This window comes from Kitasatospora sp. NPDC056651, from assembly GCF_042792155.1.
GTDB lineage: Bacteria > Actinomycetota > Actinomycetes > Streptomycetales > Streptomycetaceae > Kitasatospora.
In genome coordinates this window covers 21170-28235 of sequence record NZ_JBHTWX010000091.1, presented here as the reverse complement: position 1 = coordinate 28235, position 7066 = coordinate 21170, and the positions used below count along the sequence as shown (strand labels likewise).

The window sequence follows — 7066 nt, the reverse complement described above, 5'->3', positions numbered from 1 at the left end:
TGTTGTTTATACGCGCCTGGGGGGGGGGTGGGGGCAGGGCGGCGTCCCGGGGGGCCGGCTGCGGGGGGGGGGGGGGGGGGGGGGGGTTCCCGGGGAGCAGGTCCCGGGGAACCACCCGGGAGGGTCAGTGCACGCCGGTGGTGCAGGCGCCGCAGGTGGAGCCGCAGCCGTCGTCGGTGAGGACCTGCAGGCTGGCCGCGTCGGCGGTCTCAACGGTGCGCACGTCGAGGTCGAACTCGTCGCCGCTGACGACGGCCGTGGTGGCCTTGGTCTCGGCCGGGATCATCTGAGCCATGGTGGCTCCTCCTTGAGGGTTTCCCTTGCGGGACCTGGAGCCGGGGCGCGGATGCGCCCCGCATCGCCAGGAGTCGGTGGGGCGGCGATGCCGCGGGTCGAGGGACGGCTGCCCTCCGAGGGCGAGCGAGTCCGCGGAAGCTCCTGCGGAGCCCTCGTGAGAGACGAGGAGGCTGGCAGGGGAGCACGACTGGAGGAATCCGGTCCCGAGACCGAGCGCAGGGGCCGGATCGCCCAGCGCCCGCAGTATCAGCCGCTCACCCGAGAAGCCGGTGCGGCCGTGCAGCAGACGATGGTTGTCCAGTACGACACCCTGCCCGGGGGCCAGCCGAAGCCGCCGGGTGTTGCGATCGATGGCCTGGCGTAGCGCGGGCAGGTGTGCCTGGGCCTCGGGCGAGAACCGGGCCAGGTCGTCCTGGCGCAGCCGCAACTGCCACCGCCCGGCGGGCAACTGCTGGAACACCGGGGCGAAGCGGCCACTCGACCCGCCGAAGTAGGCGGCCCGTTCCGCGGAGAATGCCTCGATGGCGCCAGGGTGCTGCACGGTCAGCTCGGCGAGGACGGCCCGGCCGTCCACCAGCAGGGTCTCACCGCCGCTGTCGCCGGCCCGCGCGCACGCCAGCAGGAGCAGACGCGGCGGATCCGGATGCTGCGTGCACTCGGTGTGCAGAGCCAGCGCGCCGCGCCCCAGGCCCGCGAAGCCCGGCCGCCCGCTGTGGCGGCCGGTGTCGCGGATCACGGTGAGACCGTCCGGGTCGGCATCCCGGTGCTGCCGCAACGAGGACATCAACCGGCCGGCCGCGAGAAGGACATCGTCTCGCCCGCCCAACCTGGCGAGCCTCAGCAGGCCGTCCTCGCGCAACGCCTCACCCGCCTGCTGGCGCACCGCGCCTTCCAGCCCGCCCGCGGTGAACTTGTCGTTGCTGATGCCACTGGTGTCGAACGACGGCATGGTGAGGCTCCCTCGTGGGACCGAGCGGATGGGAGGCGACACACTCTCCAGGCCCCGGTCACCGGATGGAAAGTGACAGATTGTCAAAGCGTGATCACCTGGCTGTGGGGCATCGCGCCGGTTCACAACTGCTACCTTCGACACGCCCGTGACCGCCCACGCGCCCCGGAAGAAGCGATGAGCGAGACAGAACAGCCCTACGTGCCAAAGGCCTTCCCGATCTCCATCAAGGGCGTCGTGCTCGACCCAAAGCAGCGGGTGCTGCTGCTGAAGAACGAACGCCAGGAGTGGGAGCTGCCCGGCGGGAAGCTGGAGGGCACCGAAACCCCCGAAGAACGGGTCGTCACCGAAATCCAGGAGGAGAGCGGCTGGACGGCCACCGCTGGCCCCCTCCTCGACGTGTGGATGTACGAGCCGGTCCCCGGCCGCCAGGTCTTCATCGTCACCTACGGCTGCACCGCCACCGACGCGGACCAGGCCCCGGCCGTCAGCCACGAACACAAGGAGGCAGGCCTCTTCCACCGAGACGAGGTGCCCGGCCTGGCCATGCCACAGGGCTACAAGGATTCCATCGCCCGCTGGTACGAACTGCACCACCAGGACTGACCGGTGACCCGGATCGACCCCTACGGCGGCATCCGCTGGCACTGGACCACCCCCAGAGCCCAGGACATCCTGCGCCGCAGAGCCCTGCCCGAGATCTTCCAGCTCTACCGAGAACTCCACGGGCTCCCGCAGCAGGAACTCGCCGACCTCCTCGGCTACTCCACCAGCTACGTCTCCCGCATCGAAACCGGCTCGCGCACCATCACCGACCTCGGCGCCCTGCGCCACATCGCCGAACGCCTCGGCCTCCCACCGCACTGCCTCGGCATCACCGACGAAGCGGACGGAGACCACCAACTCGTGATCCAGCTCGCCGAATCCGTGCTGCGCCTGGCCGAGATCGCCCGCCAGGTCGGCCAGGCCACCACCGCCGTCGCAGAGCTGTGGCCGCTGGTCGCCCGCCTGGAGGCCCGAGCCGCCGACGGACACGCCGACCTCGACACCCTGAGGCTGCTCGCCCGAGCTCGGGTCGGCCTCGGCGTCGCCCTCGGCCACGTCCTGCCGGAGGAGCGCCTGGCCACCGCCGCCCGCTGGACCGGCAAGGGCCTGAACGTCGCCCGGCGCCTGGGAGATCCCGGCCTGCACGCCAATGCCCTGCGCCACCACGGCAACGAACTGCGCAAGGCCGGGCTGCACCTGCGTGCGCTTGACCGGCTCGGGCAGGCCCGAGACACCGCTCGCACCGCCACCGAACGAGCCGAGGCGGTCGTCCTGCTCGCCCGCGCGGCCGGAGCCGCCGGGAACGCCGCCGTCTTCGACTTCGCGATCGAGGAGGGTCGCCGACTTCTCGACGAGGCGGCGCCCACTGCCCTCTTCTCCGACTTCACCCTCCACGAGGTCCGTCTCCGGGGTCTCATGAGCACGGGCCGCGTCGCGGAGGCCGTCCGGCAGCTTGACCACGCGCCGGTCGCCGGTCTGGCAGCGACTTCCCAGTGGCAGATCATCGCGGCGATCACCGCCGGGGAGGTGCTGCTGAAGAAGGGGGATCCGACCGGAGCGGCGCAGCAACTTGGCACGGCGGTCGACGGGGCGACCCTCCACCATCTGCCGCACCAGCTCCAGCGCGTCGTGCGGGCCGGGCGTCACCTGCCCGAGGTCCGGGAGCGCGCGGGCGACGCCCTGGCACGGTTGCGGGCCGAGATAGCGGCCTGATCTCCGGCCTGGGGGTGAGGCGGTGATGAACATGGCGGATTCACATTCCGTGAGCTCTGGACTGAACCATCCGGGGCGGTGAGGAGGGTCACTCGGGTAGCAGCGCGAGCAGTCGGCTCTGCAGACGTTCCACATCGCGACTGCTGCCCAGGTTCCGGTACTGGGCCTGGCTGGCGGCGTACCAGCTTTCGGCGACCCTTGGCAGGCCAGCGCGTTGAGCGGCCTCTCCGAGGAACTCGATGCCGTAGGCAGCCCAGTGGCGGTGGCCGAGGCGCACGAATTCCTGCACGGCGATGCCGATGGTGCCGGCCGCGAGGTCGTGCTCGTCGGCCAGAGAGTGGGCCTCGCCCAGGAAGGCCTTCGCCCGGGCCGCGTTCAGGGGGTCGGGTGGGGTGAGTGATTCGAGGTCGGCGAGGGCTTGCCGGAGCAGGGCGATGCCGAGGTCGGTGTCGCCCTGGCGGGCGGTGGCGGAGCCGAGGAGGGTTCCGGCGAGGCCGGCGCCACGCCGGTCCTCGAGGCCGGAGTACAGCTCGATGGCGCGGGTGAGCTCGGGCTCGGCGGCGGCGTACCGCTCGGCCTCGTACAGGGTGGCGCCGATGCCGGTCGTGCACTGGGCGATGTGGTTGAGATCCTGCTCCTCGGCGGCGAGGGTGCGGCCCTTCCGGTAGAGCCGAAGGGCGTCCTCGTGTTCCCCCACGTGTTTGTGCGAGATCGCCAGGGTGGTGGTCATCTCATAGATGGCCATGGGGTGGCCCCAGATCCGTGCGGAGTCGAGCCCGAGCTTGTGGCAGGCGAGGCTCAGGTCGGTACGCCGTAGGCGGTGGAACATCGGCCACATGTCGTGGACCAGGACCGTGGCGGCCTGGTGCTCGCCGAGGGCGCGGGCGGCGGTGAGGGCGGGCAGGACCGCGGGGGAGACGGCCTCCAGCCACTCCAGGGCGGTGCGGTCGTCGGTGATGTGCAGCGGCTCGGTGGGATGGTGGCGGTGTTGGCGCGGCAGGACGCGGTGGTGCGGGGTGAGTCGCTGGACGGTGTCCTGGGCGGTGGCGATCAGGTGATCGAGGTAGCGCTGCACCACGAGCTGCCGGGTGTCTGCCTGGTCACGGATCAGTTCCCGGATGTGGGGGCGGATGCTGTAGATGTCGCCGCGTACGGGATGGTGGCCGGTGTGTTCCAGCAGGTGCCGGGCCACGAGTTCGCGCAGCAGTTGCAGGGTTCGGTCGGCGGGCGTGGAGGTGGCGGCGGCCACGGTGAGGTGGTCGAGATCGGGCGAGGGGATCAGTGCGGTGTCCCGGAGCAGGCGCGCTTCGGGGTCGGGTAGCGATGCGAGGGCGACGGTGGCGGTTGCGGGGACACTGTCCAAGCCGCTTGCGGCGAGCGCGGTGTGGGAGGCGAGTGAGCGTGCGGGGTTGAGGACCACCGTGCCGGCGGCCAGGCCCAGGGCGAGGGGGATGCCCTGGCAGGTACGGGCGAGGGACTCGGCGGCGGCTGGCTCGGCGCACACCCGGTCCTCGCCGAGGATTCGGGTGAGCAACCGGAGAGCGTGGGTGGGCGCGAGTGGGCCCAGGCGGTGATGGTGAGCACCGAGAGCGGCGAGTGCCGGCAACGGCGAACGGCTGGTGACGATGACCAGGCACTCGCTGGTGGCGGGGATCAGGGGGACCACCTGGTCGGCGGTGGCGGCGTCTTCCAGCACCACCAGCAGCCGCCGGGTGACGGCGAGGGATCGCCATAGTGCCTGCAAGTCCGATTCCTGCCATGGAAGTTGTTGTGCGTCTTGGTCTCCGAGACCGCGCAGCAGGGAACGGGCGGTCTCGGCGGCGGGCGCCGGGCCGCCGACGCCTCCCGCGCGCAACTGGATGAGGAGCTGTCCGTCCGGGTAGCGCTTCGCTTGGTGATGGCCCCAGCGCGAGACCAGAGCACTCTTGCCGATCCCGCCCGGCCCGGTGATGACGATCACCGGAGCGGTGCCCTCCGGCAGGCCGGCGAGCATCCCGTCCAGGACGGCGACATCGTGCTCGCGGTCGGTGAACACCCTGGTGACTGCTGCGAGTTGGCGTGGCACTTGCCGCGGCGGCGCGGTGCTGTGGAAGTGGATGTCACGAACCTGGCCCGCCTGGACGGCGTGGTGAACGCGGGCGCCGTCGATGCTGTTGGAGACGGTCGGCATGGATCGGTCGTCAGAACGAGGCAACGGTGCCGCCCCGGGGACTCGGAAGGGGAGGAGCGGACGGCATACGGAGGGCGACGGCGGCGTTGACCAGCGCCAGGTGGCTCAGCCCCTGCGGGGTGTTGCCGAGCTGGCGGCCGGTAACCGGGTCGTACTCCTCGGCGAGGATGCCGACGTCGTTCCGCAGGGCGAGTAGCGCATCCATACGCTCGCGGGCCTCGCCGGTGCGACCGATCAGCGCGAGCGCGGAGGCCAGCCAGAACGAGCACGCGAAGAACGCGCCCTCCTCACCTGTGAGGCCGTCCACGTTGGCGTCGGCGCTCGGCTGGGTTCGGTATCGCAGCACGAGGCCGTCGTAGGTGGCGAGTTCACGTTGGACTGCCTCGATGGTGCCGATCACCCGCTTGTCGTCGGGCGGAAGGAAGCCGGTCTGTGGCAGGAGCAGCAGGGAGGCGTCCAGTTCGCGGCTGCCGTAGGACTGGGTGAAGGTGTTGCGCTCCTCGTCGTAGCCCTGTGCGAGGACGGTGGCGTGGAGGAGCGTTGCGACCGCTCGCAGCCGGACCAGGGCGACCCGGTCGTGGTCCGGGCGGCGTTGCAGGAGCTGGACGGTCCGGTCGATCGCGACCCAGGCCATGATCTTGGAGTGGGTGAAGTGGCGTTCGGGCCCGCGGATCTCCCAGATTCCACGGTCCGGCTCGTGGGCGGTGGCGGCGACGAGTTCGGCCAGCCCGAGCAACAGCGCGTCGGCGGCGGCATCAGGTTCGAGACCGGAGTCGTCGGCGGCCAGCAGGGTGTCCGCGACGTACCCGAAGACGTCGAGCTGGAGCTGGCCGGCCGCGCTGTTGCCGATCCGTACCGGGCGGGAGCCCTCGTAACCGGGTAGGTGGTCCAGAACGGTCTCGGTGAGACCGCTGCTGCCGTCGAGCCGGTACATGATCCGTGCGGTGGTGGGGTCGTCGATCGTGTCGGCCAGCCACGCTCGCCAAGCACGCGCCTGCTCCAGGAAGCGGCCGGCACGAAGCAGTTCCCGGATGGTGAGCGCGGAGTCGCGCAACCACGCGTAGCGGTAGTACCAGTTGCGTTCGCCGCCGATCTGCTCCGGCAGCGAGGTGGTGGGGGCGGCGATGACCGCGCCGGTCGGCCGGTGGATGAGGGATCCGAGAACGGCCACGGAGCCGAGGACGGCGTCGCGGTAGGGCCCGGTGTAGGTGACACGGGCGCTCCAGTCGGCCCCCACCCGCAGCGTATCGGCGAGGGCCTCGTCGGCGTCGGGTGCGGGCGGGACCGGGTCGCCGACCTTCTGCCAGGTCAAGGCATAGGCGGCCTGCTGTCCCTCGGTCAGGACGGTCTCGGAAGCGGCGGCTCCACGCCGTCGGGACCGGTGGGAGGGGCCGTCCAGCCACAGGGTCGCGCCCTGGTGCTCGGCGCTGAAGCGTCGGACGCCGCCGGGGCCGGTGACCTCGCGCAGGGCGGCGTGGGTGCGGCCGTAGTCGGGGGCGACGACGATGCGGGAGGTGATGCTCACCCGACCGCGCAGGCACTTGGCGATCCGGATCACCTGGGAGGGGCGCTCGGCTTCGGATGCGGGCATGAACTCGGTGACCTGCACGGTGCCCGCAGGGAGCTCCCAGACCTCGTCCAGGACCAGGCCGCCGTTTCGGTAGGCGCGGTAAGTGACAGGGAGGGGCTGATCGGAGGTGGGGGAGAGTGACCAGTAGCCGTGGCGCCGGTCGCCGAGGAGGCTGGCGAACACCGCCGGCGAGTCGAACTCCGGAAGGCAGAGCCACGGGATCGCGCCGTGGAGGTCGACAAGGGCCGCGGAGCGGCCGTTGCCGATCGGGGCGTATCCCTCGATCGGGAGGGGAACGGGCATGCGAAATCCTGGTGTTGGT

General features: G+C 71.3%; 5 protein-coding genes. 2 read left to right on the top strand and 3 right to left on the bottom strand.

The window, feature by feature from the left end:
- Positions 1-124: 124 nt before the first annotated feature.
- The gene (fxlA, locus tag ACFRAR_RS28790) at positions 125-1246 is read right to left on the bottom strand and encodes an FxLD family lanthipeptide (protein WP_380701365.1); all 1122 of its coding nucleotides are present in this window, start codon (positions 1244-1246) and stop codon (positions 125-127) included.
- 177 nt (positions 1247-1423) lie between these two features.
- Here fxlA and ACFRAR_RS28785 point away from each other — a divergent pair, with 177 nt between their 5' ends.
- Together ACFRAR_RS28785 and ACFRAR_RS28780 are read left to right on the top strand one after the other, a co-directional pair.
- Positions 1424-1852, top strand: a complete 429-nt coding sequence (locus ACFRAR_RS28785) for an NUDIX domain-containing protein (protein WP_380701363.1) — start codon at positions 1424-1426, stop codon at positions 1850-1852.
- Positions 1853-1855: 3 nt separating this feature from the next.
- On the top strand, positions 1856-3004 hold the full coding sequence (locus tag ACFRAR_RS28780) for a helix-turn-helix domain-containing protein (protein WP_380701361.1): 1149 nt from the start codon (positions 1856-1858) through the stop codon (positions 3002-3004).
- 88 nt (positions 3005-3092) lie between these two features.
- Here the strand turns inward: ACFRAR_RS28780 and ACFRAR_RS28775 are convergent, their stop codons facing one another.
- Both ACFRAR_RS28775 and ACFRAR_RS28770 read right to left on the bottom strand, forming a co-directional pair.
- Positions 3093-5174: an NB-ARC domain-containing protein gene (locus tag ACFRAR_RS28775; RefSeq protein WP_380701359.1), complete on the bottom strand. Its 2082-nt coding sequence runs from the start codon at positions 5172-5174 to the stop codon at positions 3093-3095.
- Between the two features lie 10 nt (positions 5175-5184).
- On the bottom strand, positions 5185-7047 hold the full coding sequence (locus ACFRAR_RS28770; protein WP_380701357.1) for a glycoside hydrolase family 15 protein: 1863 nt from the start codon (positions 7045-7047) through the stop codon (positions 5185-5187).
- Between the last annotated feature and the right edge of the window lie 19 nt (positions 7048-7066).

Excerpts from the sequence above, each read along its gene's own strand:
- fxlA (WP_380701365.1), bottom strand. The coding sequence starts at position 1,246 with ATGCCGTCGTTCGACACCAGTGGCATCAGCAACGACAAGTTCACCGCG.
- ACFRAR_RS28785 (WP_380701363.1), top strand. The coding sequence starts at position 1,424 with ATGAGCGAGACAGAACAGCCCTACGTGCCAAAGGCCTTCCCGATCTCC.
- ACFRAR_RS28775 (WP_380701359.1), bottom strand. The coding sequence starts at position 5,174 with ATGCCGACCGTCTCCAACAGCATCGACGGCGCCCGCGTTCACCACGCC.
- ACFRAR_RS28770 (WP_380701357.1), bottom strand. The coding sequence starts at position 7,047 with ATGCCCGTTCCCCTCCCGATCGAGGGATACGCCCCGATCGGCAACGGC.